At 69.6% G+C, this 18947-nt stretch carries 18 protein-coding genes; 15 read left to right on the plus strand and 3 right to left on the minus strand.

All coding sequences use genetic code 11. The features are described from left to right. Window positions 1–272 precede the first annotated feature (272 nt). The 11 genes from FXF52_RS35525 to FXF52_RS35575 all read left to right on the plus strand — a co-directional run bounded on the left by FXF52_RS35525 (window position 273) and on the right by FXF52_RS35575 (window position 13379). On the plus strand, window positions 273–572 hold the full coding sequence (locus FXF52_RS35525; protein WP_148803946.1) for a pilin: 300 nt from the start codon (window positions 273–275) through the stop codon (window positions 570–572). Window positions 573–581: 9 nt separating this feature from the next. Then, on the plus strand, window positions 582–1499 hold the full coding sequence (locus FXF52_RS35530) for a hypothetical protein (protein WP_148803948.1): 918 nt from the start codon (window positions 582–584) through the stop codon (window positions 1497–1499). Beyond that, the gene (locus FXF52_RS35535; RefSeq protein WP_148803950.1) at window positions 1496–2386 is read left to right on the plus strand and encodes a PrgI family protein; all 891 of its coding nucleotides are present in this window, start codon (window positions 1496–1498) and stop codon (window positions 2384–2386) included. Before FXF52_RS35530 ends, FXF52_RS35535 begins: the two co-directional genes overlap by 4 nt. A gap of 44 nt (window positions 2387–2430) precedes the next feature. After that, entirely contained in the window at window positions 2431–4128 is a 1698-nt protein-coding gene (locus FXF52_RS35540; RefSeq protein WP_148803980.1) for a VirB4 family type IV secretion system protein, read from the plus strand. Between the two features lie 2 nt (window positions 4129–4130). Next, complete coding sequence (locus tag FXF52_RS35545) at window positions 4131–6587, plus strand: helicase HerA domain-containing protein (RefSeq protein ID WP_255472719.1); 2457 nt, start codon at window positions 4131–4133, stop codon at window positions 6585–6587. Window positions 6588–6792: 205 nt separating this feature from the next. Next, the gene (locus FXF52_RS35550) at window positions 6793–7644 is read left to right on the plus strand and encodes a replication-relaxation family protein (RefSeq protein ID WP_148803954.1); all 852 of its coding nucleotides are present in this window, start codon (window positions 6793–6795) and stop codon (window positions 7642–7644) included. A 296-nt stretch (window positions 7645–7940) separates the two neighbouring features. Next, the gene (locus FXF52_RS35555) at window positions 7941–8642 is read left to right on the plus strand and encodes a hypothetical protein (protein ID WP_148803956.1); all 702 of its coding nucleotides are present in this window, start codon (window positions 7941–7943) and stop codon (window positions 8640–8642) included. A gap of 83 nt (window positions 8643–8725) precedes the next feature. Continuing rightward, entirely contained in the window at window positions 8726–9451 is a 726-nt protein-coding gene (locus tag FXF52_RS35560; protein ID WP_148803958.1) for a hypothetical protein, read from the plus strand. A gap of 155 nt (window positions 9452–9606) precedes the next feature. Further along, complete coding sequence (locus tag FXF52_RS35565) at window positions 9607–10806, plus strand: helix-turn-helix domain-containing protein (RefSeq protein WP_148803960.1); 1200 nt, start codon at window positions 9607–9609, stop codon at window positions 10804–10806. A gap of 75 nt (window positions 10807–10881) precedes the next feature. Next, window positions 10882–11871, plus strand: a complete 990-nt coding sequence (locus FXF52_RS35570) for a DUF932 domain-containing protein (protein WP_148803962.1) — start codon at window positions 10882–10884, stop codon at window positions 11869–11871. A 425-nt stretch (window positions 11872–12296) separates the two neighbouring features. After that, window positions 12297–13379, plus strand: coding sequence for a C40 family peptidase (locus tag FXF52_RS35575; RefSeq protein WP_148803964.1), 1083 nt, complete (start codon window positions 12297–12299; stop codon window positions 13377–13379). Window positions 13380–13573: 194 nt separating this feature from the next. Here the strand turns inward: FXF52_RS35575 and FXF52_RS35580 are convergent, their stop codons facing one another. Next, complete coding sequence (locus FXF52_RS35580; RefSeq protein ID WP_148803966.1) at window positions 13574–14455, minus strand: NAD(P)H-binding protein; 882 nt, start codon at window positions 14453–14455, stop codon at window positions 13574–13576. A gap of 96 nt (window positions 14456–14551) precedes the next feature. Here FXF52_RS35580 and FXF52_RS44270 point away from each other — a divergent pair, with 96 nt between their 5' ends. After that, window positions 14552–14875, plus strand: coding sequence for a MerR family transcriptional regulator (locus tag FXF52_RS44270; RefSeq protein WP_370518069.1), 324 nt, complete (start codon window positions 14552–14554; stop codon window positions 14873–14875). A gap of 311 nt (window positions 14876–15186) precedes the next feature. Then, window positions 15187–15699, plus strand: a complete 513-nt coding sequence (locus tag FXF52_RS35590; protein ID WP_148803970.1) for a hypothetical protein — start codon at window positions 15187–15189, stop codon at window positions 15697–15699. Here the strand turns inward: FXF52_RS35590 and FXF52_RS35595 are convergent. Then, window positions 15671–16834, minus strand: coding sequence for an IS110 family transposase (locus FXF52_RS35595; protein ID WP_148803972.1), 1164 nt, complete (start codon window positions 16832–16834; stop codon window positions 15671–15673). The genes FXF52_RS35590 and FXF52_RS35595 overlap by 29 nt on opposite strands. Window positions 16835–17398: 564 nt before the next feature. On the opposite strand from FXF52_RS35595, the gene FXF52_RS42665 reads away from it, so the two are divergent. After that, window positions 17399–17869, plus strand: coding sequence for a CPBP family intramembrane glutamic endopeptidase (locus FXF52_RS42665; RefSeq protein ID WP_222870854.1), 471 nt, complete (start codon window positions 17399–17401; stop codon window positions 17867–17869). After that, a complete protein-coding gene (locus FXF52_RS44275; RefSeq protein ID WP_370518070.1) occupies window positions 17803–18159 on the plus strand; it encodes a hypothetical protein in 357 nt (118 codons plus the stop codon). The genes FXF52_RS42665 and FXF52_RS44275 overlap by 67 nt, the downstream gene beginning before the upstream one ends. A 455-nt stretch (window positions 18160–18614) precedes the next feature. Here FXF52_RS44275 and FXF52_RS35610 read toward each other — a convergent pair. Further along, window positions 18615–18947 (minus strand): hypothetical protein (locus FXF52_RS35610; RefSeq protein ID WP_222870855.1); only part of this gene is annotated, 333 nt, incomplete at its 5' end.

Consider the following 18947-nt stretch of genomic DNA (forward strand, 5'->3'; position numbering starts at 1 on the left):
GAGTCGCTGACAGGTCTTGTCAGGGTCTGACAGGTGGGCGGCGAGTTCGATCGGCCTGACAGCCGAGATCTGGGCGGTGCATGTCATCCACGGCATGCCCGCCCGGTGGGGACCACCACCATCCGGCGAGGCCAATGGTCCGGCATGGCTGGCGCGGCGTACTGACACCGCACCCTTCGTCACACGCAAGGGAGGAGCGCCCCCACCGGAGCAGACGGTCCTTCGCCTGGTCCCCACCGCGGCGGCCCACGGATCCCTTGTGGAGGGGAGCAATGCACACGGTCTCTTTTCTCAACGCCCTCGTTCTGGCCGCCCCCGCCCCTGACGACGGCGGAGGCCCCAACTCCATCGCCCAGGTCATCGCCAATATCACCGGCTGGGTCATGGGCATCATCGCGTTGGTCGCGACGATGTTCCTGGTCATCGGCGGCCTGCGGTACATGGCCGCCGGAGGTGACCCGGCGCAGGTCGAGCAGGCGAAGGGCAACGTCAAGTCCGCGCTGGTCGGCTATGCCCTCGCTGTGCTGTCCCCGATCATCCTGCAGGTGCTGCAGGGCATCCTCGGCGGCTGAGGCGCGGTCATGGTCGACTGGCTGATGAACGGCCTGGTCAGCTGGCTCGCCGAGAAGGTCACCGACCTTCTCGGCGGCCTGCTGGCCTTCCTGGCATCCTCGATCTTCGTATCGCCGGACGTCACCGTCCTGCCGCAGGTGACCTCGATCGCCGGCAAGAGCGCGGTGGTCGTCAACGCATGCTTCATCCTCGCGATCATCGCCGTGGGCGTCGCCGCGATGGTCGGCGACTCGGTCGAGATGCGTTACGGCATCAAGGAGTTGATCCCCCGGCTTGTCGTCGGGTTCGTGCTGTCCGCGTTCGCGGTCCCGCTGACCGGCGTGCTCATCGACATCGCCAACGCTCTGACCGTGTCGATGGCCGGCACGTCCGCGCCGACCCGCGAGGCGGTCACCTTCGTCCGGGCTCGCATCGCCTCGGCGATGACCGACGAGACCGCCACGCTCCTGATGGCCATCATCGGACTGCTCATCGTCGTGTTGATGTTCATGCTCGTCGGCACCTGGCTCGTGCGGATCGGGGTGCTGGTCGTCCTGGCCGGGGTCGCGCCGGTGGCCCTGGCATGCTACGCCACCCCGTGGACGCAGGGTGCCGCCGAGTTGTGGTGGCGCAGCCTGCTGGGTTGCCTGGCCACACCGGTGCTGCAGGCGGTCGCGTTCTCGGCGGGCATCAACCTGCTGATCGACCCGACGTCGAATCTGCCGATCCTGCTCGGCCTGCCCGGCTCGGACACGGTGAACCTCCTGCTCGTCATCGTCGTGCTGTGGGTCACGATCAAGATCCCCGGGATGGTGCGCCGGCACGCCAGCCGCGCGGGGTCGCCGAACGCGGGCGGGGTTCTGCTGCGCGCGGTGTTCATCCAGGGCGTTACCCGCCACCTGCCGCTCGGCCGGGTCGCGCGTACCGCCGTGCGAGGTGGGCGATGACCCAGCAGGACACTCCCCCGCGCGCTGTCGTTCCGGCCAACGTCAACGAGCCTGACCGCATCGCGTTCGGGCTCACCTTCCGGCAGCTGGGCATCATCGGCGGTGTCGGCCTGGCCGGGTTCGGTCTCTACCGCGCGTTCGGGCATCTGCTGCCGCCGGCGGTGTGGATCGTCGCCGGGGTCATCGTGTTCGCCGCCGCGGTCGTGGTGGCGCTCGGCCGCCGTGACGGCCTGCCCCTGGATGTGTGGCTGCGGCACGGGTTCGCCCTGTCCCGTAGCCCGCGAACACTGACCCCCGGCACGGCGCGGGCAAGCTCGGTCGCTGTCACGGCTGACATGCCGAGCGTCCCGGCGCCGCTGCGCTCTCCGGTCACGTCGGTCAGCCCGACCGGAGTCCTCACCAGTGAGGGCAGTGACAAGGTGCTGATTGCCTGCGGTACCACGAACATTCACCTGCGCACTGGCGGCGAGCAGGGTGCGTTGCTGGACGGGTTCGGCCGGTTCCTCAACTCGCTGACCGGGCCGGCGCAGATTGTGGTTGCCGCGCAGCGGCACGACCTGACCGTGTACGCGCAGGCGACCGTCGACCATGCGCCGCGCCTGCCGCATCCGGCGTTACAGGCCGCCGCCGACGACTACGCCGACTTCCTTCTCGAGCTCGACAACCGGCGGGATCCGTTGCGCCGCCAGGTCCTCGCCGTCGTCGCCGGCGCGCACGCCGCCGACACCGCCGTACGCGCCCTGTCCGGCCTCGGGGTCGAAGCCGCCGCTCTGGACGGGCCGGCCGTCGCCTCCGCCCTCGCGACCGCGGTCGATCCGTTCTCCCCACCTGTGCCTGGCCCCCGAGCAGTGCCGGGCACCCCGATCACCCTACGGAGCACCTCGTGAACCTGTTGAAGCCCAGGAAGAAGAGCGTCGCGGCTGGGGACGGCATGCCCTCCCCGGCCGCGTTGTCGGTCACCCCATCACACGTGCAGGTCGGCGACGGGTATGCCGCCACCTACGCCGTCTGCGGCTACCCGGCCGAGGTCGGCCCCGCCTGGTTGGATCCGCTGCTGTCCTACCCCGGCCGGGTCGACGTCGCAGTGCACTTGGACCCCGTTGCGCCGCAGCTGGCCGCGCCGATGCTCAAGCGCCAACGTGCCCGCCTGGAATCCTCCCGCCGCCTCGATGCTGACCAGGGCCGCCTGGGTGACCCGATGGTGGAGGCGGCGGCGGCCGACGCCGCGGACCTCGCCGAACGTGTCGCCCGCGGGGCGGCGAAGCTGTTCGAGGTCGGCATCTATGTGACCATCCACGCCCGTACCCTCGACGAACTTGCCACCGTCACCGCCGGTGTGAAGTCCGCCGCCGCATCAGTGCTCCTGGACCTGCAGCCGGCGACGTTCCGCCACCAGCAGGGCTGGATTGCCACTCTGCCGGTCGGCGTGGATCCGCTGCGGATGCGCCGCATCCTCGACACCACCGCCCTCGCGGCGGCGTTCCCCCTCGCCTCGGCCGACCTCGCCGCCCCCTCCCCCGGCACGGTCGCCCCGCCCGAGGGTGTGCTGTACGGGGTCAATACCACCAGCAACGGGGTGCTCATCTGGAACCGGTGGGCGCAGGACAACCACAACAGCGTGGTTCTGGCGCGCAGCGGCGCTGGAAAGTCGTACTTCGTCAAGCTGGAAGTTCTGCGCAACCTGTACCAGGGCACGACCGTCAGCGTGATCGACCCGGAGGACGAGTACGCGCCCCTCGCGGAGCACGTCGGCGGCACCGTCGTGCAGCTCGGCCAGCCGGGCGTGCGCATCAACCCCCTCGGCCTGCCCGCAGACAACCGGCCCGACACGCTCACCCGGCGCGGGCTGTACCTGCACACGCTGATCTCGGTCATGCTCGGGGCGGCGCCGCCGCCGGCCGAACGCGCCGCTCTTGATCGGGCCATCACCGCCACCTACAGCCGGGCTGGGATCAACGGCGACCCGGCCACCTGGGCAAAGTCTGCTCCGCTGTTGCGGGACCTGGCCGAGGTCCTGGCCGCTGACGGTGACCCGGCCGCTGGGCAGCTCGCCGCGCGGCTCGCCCCGTGGACGGTCGGGAACTTCGCCAGCCTGTTCGACGGGCCGACCACCACGATCCCGCGCGGACATTTGGTGGTGTGGTCGCTGCGGCACCTGCCCGACGAGCTGCGCACCGTGGGCACGCTGCTGGCCCTGGATTCGATCTGGTCAGGAATCGACACACCCAAGGGCGAACGCCGACGCCGGCAGCTCGTCGTGGTGGACGAGGCGTGGCTGCTGATGCGCGACGGCGAAGGTGCACGGTTCCTGTTCCGGATGGCGAAGGCCGCCCGCAAGCGGTCGGCCGGGTTGTGCGTGATCACCCAAGACGCGGCCGACGTCCTGTCCACCGACCTTGGCCTGGCCGTGGTGTCCAACGCGGCAACCCAGGTGCTGATGCGGCAGAGCACGCAGTCCATCGACGCGGTGTCCGAGGCGTTCAGCCTGACCGCTGGGGAGTCGCGGCTGCTGTTGTCGGCGCCGCGCGGCGAGGGTCTGCTCGTCGCTGGCCGTAGCCGGATTCCGTTCCGCGCCCTCGGGTCGGCCGCCGAGCACAAGATCGCCGTGACCGGCATCGGGGAGGCCTAGTGATGCCTGCTCCGACCTGGCCTGACGTGGTCTGGCACTGGCTCATCACCCGGCCGTGGCTGGGCGTCATCGCCGCCGCCGCGATCGTCGACGCGGTGGTCGCCCATGATCAGCTGCTCGCCTGGCGGCACCGACGGTTCGCGGCCGGCGCGCGGTGGCTGACCATCGCCGCCCCACCGGAGGTCACCGCCGAGGCCGCCGCCGCGTTCTGGACCACCCTCATGGGCGTGCTGACGCCGTCGGTGTGGCAACAGCGCGTGTTCGGCATCCCGCATGTCGGGTGGGAGTACACGTGGAGCGGCCGCGCCCTGACCATCCGGGTGTGGGTGCCCGCAACGGTGCCGCACGGCGCGGTCGAAGCCGCCGTCCGCGCGGCCTGGCCCGCCGCGACCATGACCACCGAGGACGCCGCCGCCCCGATCCCAGTACAGGTGGGTGAGCAGGTGGGTGGGGCGCACTGGCCGCAGCGCCCCGACGGGCTGCCGCTGCGCAGCGACCACGACGCCGACCCGCTGCGGGCGCTGCTCGCCGCCGGCGCGCAGGTCCGGGATCGCGAATACGCGTGCGTGCAGATCCTCGCCCGCCCGGCACCCGCCCGCCGCGTCCGCGCGGCCAGACGGGCGGCAGCGACCACCAGCAACCACGGGCGGCCCGATATGGCCGCCCGCGCCGTTTCGGGCGCGGCGCGACTGGCCATCGAGCCTCTGCTGTGGCTCGTCGATGTGTTCACACCCGGCTCGTCCCGGCCCCGCAGCCAGACGAACGCCACGGCGCGGGTGGCCGAGCGGGACCCGGTGGCCACCGCCGACGCCCGCACGATCGTGGACAAGGCCGTGCGGGTGCCGCACTTCGAGATCGCGGTCCGGTTCGCCGTAGCGGCCGCCCCAGGCAAGTCAGCGCCGGACCCGGAGCGGGCCAAGCAGGTCCGGTCACGCCTCGTCGGGCTCCGGCACACCATCGCCTCCGCCGCCGCGGCATACACCGGCCCGAACCGGCTGCGGCGGATGAAGATGCCGCAACCTGTGGCCACCCTCGCCGGGCGGAGGCTGCGGCGGGGGTTCCTGGCCACCGTGCCGGAACTCGCGGCAATGGCGGCGCTGCCGCAGGACCTCGCCGTGCCGGGCCTCGATCGGGCGCGGGCCAAGGCCGTGCCGGCCCCGGTGCAGGTGCCCTCCGGCGGGCGGGGCGTGAAGGTGCTGGGCCGGTCGCAGATCGGCCACCACAGCGTCGGCCTGACTGTCACCGACGCCCGCCAGCACGTGCACGTGGTCGGCAAGACCGGTGTCGGCAAGAGCACGCTGCTGTTGAACATGATCCTCGGCGACATCAAGGCCGGGCGTGGGACGGTGGTCATCGACCCGCGTGGGGACCTGATCACCGACATCCTCGACCGGCTGCCCGCCTCCTTCGCGAGGAAGGTCGTGATCATCGACCCGGATCAGAAGAACCCGGGCTGCTTCAACCCGCTCGACGACCAGGGTGACCCGCACCTGGCGGTGGACAACCTGGTGGGGATCTTCGCGAAGATCTTCCAAGGCCAGTGGGGGCCGCGCATGGACGACACCATGCGCGTGGCGTGTCTGACGTTGATGCGGCATGCGAAACCGACCCTGAGCATGGTCCCGTCGCTGTTGCAGGACCGACAGTATCGGGCCAGGTTCACCCACGGCCTAGACGACCCGGATGGGCTCGGCGGGTTCTGGGTCTGGTACGACGGCATCAACGAGCAGTTCCGGGGGCAGGTCATCGCTCCGGTGCTGGCGCGGTTGCGCGCTTTCCTGCTGCGCGACTTCGTCAAGAGCGTGATCGGTAACGTGCACAGCTCGTTCGACATGGGCCAGGTGCTCGACGGCGGAGTGCTGCTGTGCCGACTGCCCAAGGGCATCCTCGGCGAGGAGACCAGTCGCATCCTCGGCTCAATGATCGTCGCCCGGGTATGGCAGGCCGCCATCGCCCGGGCCGCCATCCCCGAGGACCAGCGGAAAGACGCCTGCCTCTACGTGGATGAGTGCCAGAACTTCCTGACGCTGCCCGGCAGCGTCGGGGACATGCTGGCCGAGGCGCGTGGGTTCCGGCTCGGGCTCGTGCTGGCGCACCAGGACTTGGCGCAACTGCCCAGGGACGTCGCCGCGGCGGTGTCGGCCAACGCGCGGTCGAAGGTGTTCTTCACCGTCGATCCGGCCGACGCCAGGGAGTTGTCCCGGCACACCAAACCCGAGCTGGACGAGCACGACCTTGCCCACCTCGACGTTCACACCGCCGCTGCCCGGCTGCTGGTCGGCAACCGGGAACTGCCCGGCTTCACGTTCGTGACCAACCCACCGGCGCCGGTCGTGGGTGAGGCGACCGCGATCCGGCAGGAGTGCGCCGCCGCCCACACCCGCACCAGCGGCGAGCCGCCGATGCAGCAGCTCGCCCGCACCGCCATGAAACGGCGCATGACCGAACGCGAACGCTGACCGGGCCGCCTCGTTCGAGGGCTCGGCTGGGTGCGGCATCGGGGGCTCGTTTGGGGGCGTCCACGAGACGAGACCCCACACGAGCCCCCACCCTCCAGCCTGTCAGGTGCCTGACCTGCCCAAACCCGCCTGACGACAGCACCGAAAGCAAGATCAACTCGTCCAGACTCCCTACGGGATTTCTCTCTCCACGGGGTGAACACCTATGCCGCACTCGCGCTCTGCTGGCCTGCTGGCCATCTACCCGCACATCACCACCCGCGACCGCCGGCTGCTCCAACTGCTCGACGACCACCAGGTCCTCACCACCGACCAGATCCACCGCATGCTGTTCCACGCCCGCCGGACGTGTCAGATCCGGCTCGGTGAGCTGGCCGCCCTGGGCCTGCTGGACCGGTTCCGGTTCGCCCGCGACGGAGGCGGCAGCCAGCCCTGGCACTGGGCACTCGGCCACAACGGGCACCGGTTCCAAGCCGCCGCCCACAACCTGCCCGAACCCACCCTCCGGGCCAGCCGCCAGAGCGTGCAACGGCTGTCGGCCAACCCCAACCTGACACACCTGCTCACCGCCAACGAGTTCTTCGTCCGGCTCACCACGCACGCCCGCCGGCACCACGACGCCCGACTGGACCGCTGGTGGTCCGAGGCGACGACCACCAAGCAGTTCCGGACCATCACCGCTGACGGGCACGGCCTGTGGAGCGTCGGCGACACCACCGCGGGGTTCTGGTTGGAGGCCGATACCGGCACCGAGCCCCTGGGCCGGGTGGTCGCCAAGCTCGACCGGTACGCCCCACTCCCCCACCGCGGCGGCCCCCGCTACCCGGTGCTGTTCTGGCTACCCAACGCCGAGCGCGAAGAACACCTGCACCGCCTGCTCCGCAGCGCAGCCGCGGACGTGCCAGCAGCCACCGCGACCCAGCAGACCGAGCCGGCCGAGGCGGTCTGGCTGCCCAGTGGCGGCATCCAGCGGGTCCGGCTGGTCGACCTGCCCAGCGACCACGGGCGGGCCGTGGCGGACAACCCGAACTTCATCGACGGCGTCTTCACGACCTGACAAACCCTGACCGGCACCGCACCCGATCCTGACAACGCAGCTCACGAGCATGATCACCGTTTCTGACAGGGCCGGGGCTGTCAGGTCACGAAGCTACGGTGCTGGACAGTTTCTCTCCTCTTCTGCTCGCGCCACCGCCCGTCTGCCCTCGTCGGATCTGCCCGCGCCAGCGGGACCACCCGCCCACCGTCTGGTCGGCTCGTGACTCCCCGCCCCGCACCTCACCGGCAGTTTCCCGGCCCAGACGCCGAATGGCACCACCCCTGCTCATCCGCTTCCTCGCGAAGGGATCCCCCATGCTCGTCATCCGTTCGATGCCAGTCCGCGTCGTCACCGTCTGCTTCGCCCCCGGCGAGGACGCCGACTGGTTCGCCGCGAGCGAGAAGGTCAACGACCTTCTCCACGCCGACGGCGTCCCTGCCCGCCGCTACCACGTACGCCACCGTCGCCTGCTCGGCTGGCTCACCCGCTGGTTCGGGTACTTCCTGCTCGACGCGGCCCGCCGCTTCGGCGCGATCACCGTTGCCGCCGGAGGGCGCAAGAGTCGCCTCGACCTCACCGCCACCGCAGCCCGCGCCGCCACCAGGGCAAGCCTGCGTTGGCGGGCTTGGAACGTCCACATCGCCCACACCACCCGTCCGGCCCGCCCCTGGGAAGACTTCCTCGCCCAGCACTACGCCGACCCGCGCAAGGTCCCCCTGACCGAGGCGCGTCGCCGCTTCGAGCAGCAACCCCGGGTGCTCGCCATGCTCGGCTACGCCGACGGCCACACCTTCGACCCGTACGAGCTGTCCGTCTACCAGGCCGGCGAAGTCACCTACGTCGGTCTCTACTGGCGCATCGCCCTCATCGGCGACGCGCTGATCACCACCGACGGGCGCCTGCTCATGCCCGCCACCACCTCGGTGGCCGACCGGTTCCGGTTCCTCAACGCCGCGTGCGCCTACCTGCGCAGCCTGCGCGGCAACGCACGAGTGTGCGCGGTCGCCATCGCCTGACACCCCAACCCAAGGCCGGTCGCAGCCCCACTGCGACCGGCCTTCGCCATACCCACACCCCTACCCAGCGAAGGAGGCCCCCCGTGTTCCTGTCCGATCCCGCGCTGCGGCGCATCGCCGCCGAAACCAACGACGTGCACCGAGAACATCTCTGGCGCCACGACACCGCCGCCCTCGACCCCCTCGGCGACCTCGCCCGCCTGCTCCACAAAATCACCCTCCGGTTCAACGACAACACCGCCGCCCTCGACAAGGCCCTCGCCCGACTGGTCGAACAGAACAAGGCCGCGCAGCGGCAGCTTGCCGCCCACGCGGACCTGCACACCCCCAGCCACGCCCAAGCCCTGACCGACGTGCTCGCCGCCAGCGAACGCCACGCCGCCCTCGCAGAAATGCTCGTCAACGCCTACCGGGGCTGGCGCAACCACCACCGCAGCGGTGACAGCGACGAGCGGTACGTGCTGCTGCAGCCCGGCGACCCCTCCTACGGCGTTGCCACGCTGCGCCGGCACACGCCGGACGCCTGGCTGGTACTCCCCGACCCGGAGGCCGCCAGCGACGTGCCCTACCCGTGCCGCGTCGTCGGCGAGGTCAGCCAGACCGACGACGGGTGGGCGCCCGTCGCATGTACCAACCCGGAGCACCGCGACACCCAGCCCGCCATCACCTACCACCTGCCGACCTGCAACGACCTCCCGGCCGCGTGCCGGTCGCTGCTGCGGTGGTGGCACCTGCGGCACTCGGCCGCCTGGGCAAACCGCACCCCCGCCCAACTGACCCCGGCCGAAGCCGCCGGCCTCGCCGCCTAGCGGCGGCCTGTCCGGCACGTATCCGCGAACCGGGAGCCACCGGCCACCCGTGCATCCCGCTCCTGCCGCGCTGGCGGCTGCCCACGCCCCGGGCGCACCACAGCCCCGGCACAACCGTGCCGACCTGCCCAACGAGTTCCCGAAGGGGGAATTTCATGGATAACCAGTCCCCATCCCTGTCGCCTGCCACGCAGGCGGTACTCGACGCGCTGACCGCACTCGGTCAGGGCAACGTCCACGAGATGGCCGAAAGGTCGGGCAAGGCCCGCTCCACCACCGACAAGGCCATCAAGACCCTCGCCGACGCCGGCCTGATCGTCACGGTCGACACCGGCGCGGACCCCGCCGACGGCACCCCCACCAGGTGGAGGCCCGCTACCCCACCGGCCGGCACCGAGCCCCAGCCCGAACACCAGACCGGCCCCACCGACGCCGCCCTCAACCCCGACGACGGTGACGACATCGACTCCAGCAACGACAGCAGCACGGCCGAGACGGACCACGGCCCCGCTGCCGAAGACTCTTCCGCCGACACCTCGCCGCAGACCACGGACCCGGCCGCAAAACCCGCCGACGAGCCCGACCGCGACGGCCACGACGAGCGCCCCAGCACGAACAACGCCCCCTCCGTCCAGCCCAGCCGCCCCGGTGACCGCAAGGTCATGGCCATCAAGGGCGTCCTGGCCGACCACGACGACGGCGCAACGCTCGACGTGATCGTGGCCGAGAGCGGCATCGGACACCCCACCGCCGCCCGCCTGCTGACCGCGATGGAACAAGCCGACGCCGCCCGTCGCCTACCCGGCCTACCACAGCGGTGGGTCGCCGGTCCCACCAAGGCCAGCGAGGTCGACCCGAACCCGCAGCCGCCCCGCTGCCCGCTGTGCTACCAGGTCATCCGCGGGCTGGCGAACACGCCGAACGCCACAGCCACGGTGCGACCCCTCATCCGGCCTGACGGCACTCTCCACATCGTCGGGCCGGACGGCGAGACCCACGTCGTCGCTCTGCCCACCCGCACGACGGGCATCACCAGGAGCGTGGGCCGCCGCAGCGACGCGACCATCAACGCCGACGGCAGCCAACCGTTCGGCCGCGGCGAGCTGGAGAAGCTGACCCTCGACGTCCTGGCCGCCAACCCCGGCAAAGCGATGACCCCGCAGGACATCGCCACCGCCATCGGCGGGCAGCTCGGCCGCACGGTCAGCTCAGGGGCAGTGCGCAACAACTGCACCAAGGCCGCCGCCGCGGGTCGCATCGTCATGGTCTCCGACGCGCCGCTGACCTTCGCCTACCCGACGCACGCCGACGCAGGCAGCACAGAGCAAGGCGACAACGCCACCGAGCAGTCCTGATCCCACCCATCCCAAATCCCATCCGGGGGCCGAGCCGCGCGCTCGGCCCCCGCAGCACATCGAGAGGAAATCCCCGTGCCGCACGAACTCGAGACATTCACCGACGGAACGACCGCCTTCGCCAGCGCCCGCCTGTCGGCCTGGCACCAACTCGGCACCGTCACCCAGGACACCATGCGGGCCGAAGAGATCATGGCTGCCGCCCGCCTCGGCGACTGGGGCGTACGCACCATCCGTACGGTCGGCATCGACATAGTGGACGGGATCGAGATGCAGATCCCCGCCGACGACAAGCGGATGACCGTACGCCGCAACCCGGTCACCGGCCAGACGGAGTACCTGGGCATCGTCGGCACCGACTACACGGTGGTCCAGAACGAGCAATGCGCCGAGATGCTCGATCGCCTCGTCGATCAGGTGGGCGGCGCCCACTTCGAGACCGCCGGCAGCCTCCGCCGGGGCAAGAGCGTGTTCGTGACCATGAAGCTGCCCGACGCGATGGAGATCGCCGGGGTGGACCGCATGGACCTCTACCTGATCGGCACGACCTCCCACGACGGCACCGCCGCACTGCGCGTGGACGCCAGCCCGATCCGGATTGTGTGCGCAAATACGCAACGTGCCGCCTTCGCGCACGCGGTCGGGCACTACACATTCCGGCACACCTCGAACGTCAACTCCCAGATCAGCCAGGCCCGTGAGGCGCTGGGCCTGATGTGGAAGTACATGGAGACCTTCGAGAAGGCCGCCGAGCGGATGCTGCACGCGGAGATGACCATGCGCGAGTTCGAGAGCGTGGTGGCGCAGGTGTGGCCGGTCAAGGACAACGCGTCCGAGAAGACCAAGAACAACGCCAAGCAGCGGCTCGGCACGCTCAAGTACCTGATCCGGGAGGCCGACACCCAGAAGGCCATCGCCGGCAGCCGGTGGGCCGGATTCCAGGCCATCACCGAGTACCTCGACCACTACCAGCCCGCCAAGAACGAAACCGCCCGCGCCAACCGGGTGCTCACCGGCAACGTCGGCGACCTGAAGCTGGCCGCCTTCGACCTGCTGAAGGTCTGAACGCATCCCTCGCTCACCGGCCGGGGCGGCGGCCACAATGCCGCTGCCCCAGCCCGCAAAGGAAGGGACACGCCCCATGGCACAGCCGAGCACAACCAGGTGGGGATCGGGTCGGGCAGGCAGCCGTTGAACTGCCACATCCGCCACCGCCGCCACCGACGGCAGTCGGTGTGCGGGCGGCCTGCCGCCGCCGCAGAAATCGACAGCCAGCACGACTTCTACGACGCCAGCGTGATCATCGAGCACCTCCTACGCCAAGCCGCCCACGTACTCCACACCTCCATTAACTGACCCGACCGCTCAAGGTGGGCCGCCCACGCGGCGGCCCACGGCCCTTTTGTGTTTCACGACCCGAGGAGAGCTATGTACCGCGCGCACCCGCGCGGACACCGGCCCCTTCTGTTTCAACGGGAGGTAATCGCCACATGACCAAGGTCATCATCGGCGTCGTCGCCGTCGTCATCGTCGCGTGCTTCGGCGTGCCCATGCTGCTGCTGTCGGCCGTCATGGGCGGCGGCTCCGGCGGGTGCGGCATCCTCGCCGCTCCCGCCGTGCGCCCCTCCGGGCAGCCACCCGGCACCGGTAGCTGGAACACCGAACAGCTGGAGATCGCCGCCACCATCATCGACGTCGGCGTCGCCAAAGGCACACCCCGCTGGGGCTGGGTCATCGCCGTCGCCACCGCCATGCAGGAATCAGGCCTGCGCAACCTGCCCCACCTCGGCGACAGCAACGACCACGACTCCATCGGGGTGTTCCAGCAGCGCCCAAGCCAGGGCTGGGGCACCGTCGCGCAGCTGTCCGAGCCCGCCTACCAGGCAGGCAAGTTCTTCGACAAGCTCCTCACCGTTCCCGGCTGGGAGTCGATGCCGCTCGCCCAGGCCGCGCAGGCGGTCCAGGTCTCGGCCTTCCCCGACGCGTACGCCAAGTGGACCGACGACGCTCTGCACCTGGTGGAGCAGCTGACCAGCACCCTCGCGGACTGCGCCACCGACGCGCTCGCCGCCCTCCCGGACGGGTTCACGCTCCCCTCCAACACCCCGCCCGCCGTCACGACCGCCATCTTCTGGGCCGTAAACCAGCTCGGCACCCCGTACCACTTCGGCGGATCATGCACCGACCCCCACTCCGGCGACCCCGACAAACAATGCGACTGCTCGTCCCTCATGCAGTCGGCGTACCGAGCGGCCGGCATCTCGATCCCCCGACTCACCACCGACCAGGCCAACGCCGGAAAGCCCGTAACCGACCCGGCGCTCCTACTCCCGGGCGACCTCATCCTCATTCCGGGTAGCCAAGGCACCATGGCCTACCCACGTCACGTCGGCATGTACCTCGGCGAGGGACTTGTCATCCAAGCCCCGAAGACCGGCGACATCGTGAGGATCACTCGGCTGAGCAGTTGGATCAATCAGATCGCCGCACTTCGTCGCATCGTTACCCCGCCGGCCCGTCGCGGCGTACCCACTGCGTCGGTCAATACGCCCGTCCTCGGCGGGCCCGCATGATCGCGGAGCCTGCAAATCCTCGAGCCAGACATCCGGACATGCCGATGACAGGACGGGTGACCAAAGGCTGTGCAAGGTAGAGAATCACCCGGTTCGCCTTGCTGGGATAGCTACGCCTGTTCCCTGAAGCCGATACGAGGCTTTGATCCGAACGGCAGGCCAGGTAGCGAATGTGAATGAGAAACGGGTGTTGGTCAGCGGAACTCGGCCGCGTGATCGGCGGCCCATCGTGCGAAGGTGCCGGCTGGTCGTCCGGTGAGGCGTTCGACGTGATCGGTGATGAGGTTCGACTCGGGTCGGTGCAGCGAAGCGGAGATCAACGCTTCCACGAGTGCCTTGGGGCGGCCGTCCGCGAGCATGTGCGCTCGCGCGAGCTCGGCGGGAACCGCGTCGAAGCGTAGGCGGCGCCCGAGCGCGGAACCGAGTCGAGCGACCTGGTCGGCGCGGCTGAGGAGTTCTGGTCCGGTCAGCAGGTACGGGCCGTGATCCAGGTGCGTATGGGGCGCGAGAAGCACGGCGGCGGCCACGGCCGCGACGTCCCGCTCGTCGACGACTGCTGTACGGGGGAAGTCGGGGCCTGCGACAACGTCGCCTGCCCGCAGCTGTGCGGCCCAGCCCCGGGCGTTGGAGGCGAGCGTATCGCTGCGAAGGACCACGGGTCGTAAACCGGCCTTCTGGAGCAGGGCCTCCATGTCGGCATGTATTTGAACAATGGGGTCGCTCTGGTCGGGGTTGTGGTCGTCGACGGCTGTGGAGGACAGGTACACGACGCGGGGAGCCGCTTGAACGATTTCCTCGGCCAGTGCGTGGGCGGGAGTGGCATCGAGCAGCGGCCAGACGAGGAAGACGGCGTCGACGTTCACGAGTGCCGCGCGCACGGCGGTGGGATCCGTGAGGTCCCCGACCACGGATTCGATTCCGGGGCGGGGGTCGGCGGTGCGACGGTCGAGGCGTCGTACGCGCGCGCCGCGCGTCCGCAGACGGTCAACGACTTCGCGTCCGAGATTGCCCGCCGCGCCGGTGACCAGGATCGTTGGGCCCGAGCGGGTGTCCGCCGGGCGAGAGGTATCTGACATGCTCTGGACGCTAGGGGTTCAGGTCGACATGAAGGCAAGGCGCGTGTGGTGAAGACAATAGGAGCGGCGGCCGCAGAACTCGGAGTAGAGGCTCACGTGCTGCGACATTGGGAGCAGGTCGGCGTCCTGACCGTGCGTCGGGATGGCAACGGTTACCGCGTCTACGACGAAAATGCTCTGGAACAGGCGCGCACTGTGCTGAAGCTGCGGCGAGTGGGGCTTTCCTTGCCGGAAGTCGCAGCGGCCATGGCGCCGACGAAGTCGGCGGCGCAGGCGGTCGTCCGGGCGAAGATCGCCGCACTTGAGAGCGAGGTCGGCCGTACGCAACAGGCCATCGTGTTTCTCCAGCACACTGTCGAGTGCCGGCATCGCTACCTCGACGACTGCCCGGACTGCGCCATGTTCGTCCGCGAGCCCTGACAGCAGGTCCCCTGCAACAGCGTCGGCGTCACTCGTTCCCTCAAGAACCGCCAGGACGCGGTGACGGTGGAGGTCCAGGAACTGCTCCAGCGTGGTGTGCTCATCGGCGGCCACGACGGGAAACCCGACCACGCATCGATCTTCTCACGACGGTCCGCACAGGCTCGGCGCATGATCACGTGCGCGGATCTGCCACAGATCGCGTGCTACGCAGCGTCACCGCAACCGGATCAAGTCGGCGCCGGTCGCGGCGAGAACAATGCGCCCCCTGTCGGGACCGGAGGAACGTTCGGTCGCGCTACGCTTTGGCCGTGGCCGATCTGCCAGAGACGTGGTGCGTTCCGGTCGTACGTGTGGACTTCAGCGACGACGGTGTGTGGGAGCTGCTCAAGGACGAGATCGTCAGCCCCACGGATGAGGGCTTCGTGGCCGGTGTCGAGTTCGTCGAGGACCGAGCGCTGATTGGCCTCAGCGGTACGGCAGTCGCGACCAGTTATCCTCGCGCCTACCCGCGTCAGTACAGGCACCCGGTGGTGTTCGTCGTAGACGCCGTCACCATCTCGCTGCCGGAGCGTCCCCTGCTCGTCGTTAATCTGAATGAAGGGGACGAGACTGGTCCGTTCAGGACACTGCCACGGCAGGTCCAGGCGATCGAAAACAACTTGTCGATCGCGAATATGGACTTTTTGAGTTCGCGCGGTCGGCAGGCCCCGACGGCGTCTTTCGAGGCTTCTAATCGCAATGCCAGCCGGCCCAACGCCGCGCCCGGATGCACTGATCTGGCACCCCTCTGTGTCAAGAGGCTGCGGCGAGGGTTGTTCTAGGCTGGGGTGTGGCGGGTCCGGGAAGTGACTTTTCCGAAGTGTCGATCTCGGGGTTCAGGTCGGCCGCGCTGGATTGCAGAGTCGCCCCCGCGTGTCCTCCCGGACCCGTCCCGAGCAGCTTCGCGTCGGCCACCATCTGCCGGTAGACGATGTCGGACAGACGCCGCTTCAGTGCCCGTAGGGCCTCCATCGGGGTCTTGCCCGCAGCCAGTCTGCGCCGGTAGTAGCGGCGCCCTTCGGTGTCACGGCGCAGCTGGACGATGGCCATGATGTGCAGTGCCCGGTTGATGCGCCGGTTCCCGGCTCTGGAGAGCCGGTGCCGGTTCTGGTCGCCGGACGAGGCGTCGATCGGCGCGGTGCCGTTCCACGAGGCGAAGTGAGCGCGGCTGGCGAACCGGGCGATGTCGCCGATGTCGCCGAGCAGGCGGGCCGCGCCGGACGGTCCGATGCCGGTCAAGTTCATCAACCGGCTGCCGGTGCTGTTGACCAGGTCGGTGAGCTCCTGCTTCGCGACTTTGATCTTCTTGTCGATGACGACGAGTTCGCCGATCAGCTCGGAGGCCAGCCGGCGACGGGTTTTGCCGACCACGTCGCGCGGGCGCACGGTGCCCAGCAGGGCGCGGGCCTGCTGGGCGGACAGGTCCTTCTTCGCGCCGCCGGGCACCAACTCCAGGAGCAGGTGATGCAGCCGGGAGACCACTTCGGTGCGGGCCCGGCCGAGCTGGTCACGGCGGTCGACCAGCAGCCGTAACGCGACCGTGGTGTCATCGGTGACGACCTGCCGCAGACCTTCGGTGCGCAGGGCGACCACAGCGACGCTGCGGGCGTCGACCGGGTCGGTCTTGCGGCCCTGGCCGGTGGCGAACACGCGGGCCCGGGCGGACAGCTTCGCGGGAACGTCCACCACCGTTTCGCCGTCGGCGACCAGGCGTTGAGCGACATGCCGGCCGATGCCGTTGCAGCCCTCGACCGCCCAAAGGCGGTCTTTGTGCTTGCGTCCGGCGGCGAGCATGGCCTGGTAGCCGTCGCGGTCGGTGCCGAACCGGCCCTGCCCGAGCGTCTTCTCCCGCCCGTTGATGATTTCGATGGTGACGGAACGCTTGTGCGGGTCCACGCCGATGATGACCTGAGCCATCGTGTCCTCCCTCGATCCGGCAGTGTTCGTCGACGGGAGGGCAGCGCTACCTTGAGCCGGTCAGTCCCCTCTTGAGCCTCTCACCGCCGCGGTGACCGGCGGGACGCACGCCAGATGAGAGCCACACCAACCTGCGGTGGGCAGCCGCGATGAGAGCGACCCCACCGGTCACCTCGACCAAGCCTGGCCGGGCTGCGGTCGTACCACCAGTCAATAGGTAGCCGCGATCCGCGCGCTACATAGGGTTACGTGACCGCTCGAGGCTCGCGGTGCGGATCTGCCGATGAGCGGATACGCGATGCACCGATTGTCGCGGACCGCGTGGCTGGTGGCCGCATCGGCCGATGCGGTGGGTGGGGACATCTCGTTGACGGGCCTGAGCACACATGCTTACGTGTACCGGTGGCGCTTAAGAGGATTTTCGTGGGGCGAACCGGCCACGTCCGCTCCGGGTGGAAGGTCACAGGCTTCCTCGTACTGTCCCTCGTGTCCATAATGGTCGCCGCCGTACTCACCGGAATGTTCGCTCCGGCCTGGGCGCTGCAGGACGGGCAGCCATGGCCGGTGGTGGCGGTCAGCGCGCTGCTGATCGCCGGTGTCTGGGCGCTCTGCCTCCGGCTTGAAGGCCGGAGCTGGGCAGATGAGGGTCTGGTGCCCGACGGGAGGCGGCTCGGTCAGTTCGTCGCCGGCCTGGCCGGTGGGGTTGCGCTCGTCGGCGGCCTGGCGTGGCTGCTGATGCTTGGCGGGGTCCTGTACTGGCAGCCGAACCAGTCGTTCACCGCCCCGCTCATGGCCTCGGGTACCGCCTATTTCGTGGCCGCTGTCCTGGTCGAGGAACTGATCTTTCGCGGCTACGCATTGCGACGGCTCGCCGAGGGCATCGGCGCGATCAAGGCCGTCGTGCTCCTCGCGGCGATCTTCGGCGGCTACCACCTGCGGCGATCTTCGGCGGCTACCACCTGCTCAGCATCGGTTCGAGCCCGGCCGTCAAGAGCGGCGGCACCGAACTGCTCTGGACCGCCGCCGGGCCGCTGATCGGTGCGATCGTCTTTGGCGTCGCCGCGCTACGAACCGGCAGCATCGCGCTCCCGCTCGGCCTTCACCTCGGCTGGAACTGGACGCAGTGGCACTTCTTCACGTTGCCCGGCGATGACAATCCAACCGGGTTGTGGACGCCGTTGATCTCGGCGCAGCATGCCGGAAGCCCGGCCCCGTTCCGGATCGGGTACCTGGTGGCGATGACCGTGGCGCTGCTGGCTATCGCCGCGATGACGCGTCAGCCGCGCGGCCGACGCCCGGTGACCCTCGCGGCCGGACTGCCGTAGCCGTCACCACCAACCCGGCGAAGGCGGATCCAATTCGGCACTTCGTCTAGCGTGTCCGGCGGAACATGGCCTCCTGAAGGTGGCCTATTGGCTTGAGATGTCGCTGGTGACTCCGGCGTTGTGGCGGAACGCGAGGAGGTCTGCCGCGTCGGGGCAGCCGGATCGGCGGATCGGCTGCCCGCATCGCCAGGAGACCGGCGATAGCACCGCGGCGAATCGCGTCGTCGATGGCCTTCCGAGTGCCGGCTGGCAGGCGGTCCCAGGTCGCGGCGGCGGCGCAGAGATGGCAGGGCGCGCCGACGCGGTCGGGGAGGCTCGTACCACAACGCTGGCTGCAGCCCGGGCAGGAATAGTCGAGCGCGTCCTCAGTCTCCGGCTCAGCATGGTCGGACCAACTGGATACCGGGACCGCTTGATCACGTTTCCGCTCATGCCGCGATCCGCGCGTCACTGACTTATGGAAGCTGGCTCAGATGTTCCTTGCGTCGTAGCAAAGCCGCCCTCGTACGGCGAGCGGTGCGCAGATTGGCGATGGCCAGGACGCCCAACGCTAATACCACGACGATCAACGACGGCTCGAGCTTGTGCCGCAGGGTGGTGATGACCAGCGCACCGACGGTAAACAGCAGCCAGGCGCCCAGTCCGAGCCAGCCGGCGACGACGCGATCCTGAGCGAACATCGGCGTCCTGCGGGTCACGGCCCAGCCGCCGAAAGCCGCCCAGCACAGTCCGATCGCCATCAGTACCGCCAACGCCACCTTCGCCCGTGGTGGCAGCCCGGGCTCCGT

The organism is Micromonospora sp. MP36, assembly GCF_008119785.1.
Taxonomy (GTDB): Bacteria; Actinomycetota; Actinomycetes; order Mycobacteriales; family Micromonosporaceae; genus Micromonospora.